This window comes from Nitratidesulfovibrio oxamicus (assembly GCF_015731765.1).
Classification (GTDB): Bacteria; Desulfobacterota; Desulfovibrionia; order Desulfovibrionales; family Desulfovibrionaceae; genus Cupidesulfovibrio; species Cupidesulfovibrio oxamicus.
Window position 1 is genome coordinate 1 of the sequence record NZ_VRYY01000428.1, and the last position, 2,114, is coordinate 2,114.

Below are 2,114 nucleotides of genomic sequence, written 5' to 3' on the forward strand. Positions count from 1 at the left end.
GGGCGCCACCTGGCAGCGCACCCCCAGTTGCGCCAGCAACCGGGCCAGCACGCGCGCGCAGGCGGGGTTGGCCTCGGCCACCAGCGCCAGCTTTCCCGCCAGTTGCGGCGGGGGCGGGGTGGGGGATTCCTGCTCCTGCGGCAGTCCGAACCGGGCGGTGAAGCGAAAGGTGCTGCCCCGGCCCGGCTCGCTTTCCACGCCCACGTCGCCGTCCATGAGTTGCACCAGCGCGCGCACTATGGACAATCCAAGGCCCGTGCCGCCGAAGCGGCGCGACACCGAAGCATCGGCCTGGCTGTAGGATTCGAACAGCCGCTCGCGCGCTTCCGGCGCGATGCCGATGCCCGTATCGCGCACCGAAAAGGCCAGTTCCACGCCGCTGCCGTGCGCGTCGCTGGCCCGTGTGCGGTCTGTTGCGCCGTCCGCCGGTGCTTCCTTGAAGTTTTCCACCCCGGTTCCCGCGCCCCCTCGCGTGTCGGCGGCGGCGTGGTGCCCCGCGTCTGGCCCCGCGCCGACCAGCCCCACGCGGATGACCACCTCGCCCCGCTCGGTGAACTTGAAGGCGTTGGCGGCCAGGTTCACCAGCACCTGCCGCAGCCGCAAAGGGTCGCCCACAAGCACCGGGGGCACGCCGGTGTCGATGTCCACCACTAGTTCGATGTCCTTGACGGCCAGCCGGTCGTGAAACAGGTCGGTGACTTCTTCCAGCAAATCGCGGGTGCGGAAGGGGATGGATTCCAGGGCAAGCCGCCCGGCCTCCAACTTGGAAAAGTCCAGCACGCCGTTCACCACGCCCAGCAGCGAACGGGCCGAAGATCGAACAAGGTTCAGGTATTCCCGTTGCTTGGGCGCAAGATCGGAGCCAAGGATAATGTCCACCATGCCGATGACGGCATTCATGGGGGTGCGCAATTCGTGGGTGACTCCGGCCAGGAATTCGTTCTTGGCGCGGCTGGCGCGTTCCACGCGGGCATGGGCGGTGTCCAGCGCCGTGGTGCGTTCGCGCACCATGCGTTCCAGTTCGCCCTGCTGCACGGTCAACTGGCGTTCGTGGCGTTCCACCTGCTCGAGCATGGTGTTGAAGGCGTCCACCAGTCGACCGATCTCGTCATGGCCATGCTGCACGGCGCGCAAGGCGTAGTTGCGTTCTTCCGCCACCTTTCTGGCCACCTGGGCCAGTCCGGCCACGGGCACCACCACCGTGCGCCGCAGGATGAGGATGATCAGCACCACCAGCACGAAGCCCACCAGGGTCACGCGCACGGCGTTTTCGCGCACCATGGCGGACAGGGCGTCGTCGATGCCGCGTGGCGAGATCATCACCACCACGCTGCCGAGTTCTTCGCCCTGGTGGGCCATCACCTCGCGCTCGGTGACGAAGTCGCCGTCGGCGGCGTCGCTCCACGGCACGGGACGCCAGTCGCCGTCGCGCTGCATGCCGCCGAGCAACGTGGTGCCGTCGCGTTCGAACAGGGCCACGGCGTACACCCGCTGGTCTTCCATTTCCGCCGCGATGACGGCGGAGATGGACCCGGCGTCCAGGTTCCACGCGGGAACCTGCAGTTGACGCGCAACGCGCACGGCCTGTCGCCGCGCGAAATCCTCTATGTCGCGGCGCAGTTTGTCGCTGGCGGCGGTGTAGTCCATGACCATGAACACCACCAGCATGACGGTGGTGACCAGCGTGATCAGCAGGCCGAGCCGGGTCTGGATGCCGGTAAGCAGATGGCGTGGGGCCTTTTGGTGCATGCGGCGTCCCTTGTGCGTGCCTTTCGTGTGCGGACGGGGCGGCTGCCGGGGGCGGCCCGGTTGCGCCGTTCCCGTGCGGCTGGCGTCATCCGCCGCAAGGGACGGGGCGCAAGTGACGAGGCGCAAGGGGCGGGGCGCAAGGCGGGCGTCTGGCGAGCCTAGCCTGTTTTTTCACGCCGCACAACGCGCAGCAGAGCGCGGGCGTCCTGACTGCCGCAGCACAGCGAAAGGGCCAGGTACAGAACTGCGGCCAGGGGTACACCCAGGGCCAGGCGCATGGCAGGGTGCAGGGCGGGCGCTGTCCATGCCGTGCCCGCGCCTGCCCCCGCCAGCCACCATGCGGGCAGGCAGGCCGCACAGGCCAG

1 protein-coding gene and 1 pseudogene are annotated in these 2,114 nt (G+C 68.8%); both read right to left on the bottom strand.

The genetic code is table 11. From position 1 onward, the window contains the following. Positions 1 to 1,749 (bottom strand): hybrid sensor histidine kinase/response regulator (locus tag FVW20_RS13315; protein ID WP_196609993.1); only part of this gene is annotated, 1,749 nt, incomplete at its 3' end. 158 nt (positions 1,750 to 1,907) lie between these two features. Then, a pseudogene (locus tag FVW20_RS13320) lies at positions 1,908 to 2,114 on the bottom strand (murein biosynthesis integral membrane protein MurJ); the annotation flags it as partial.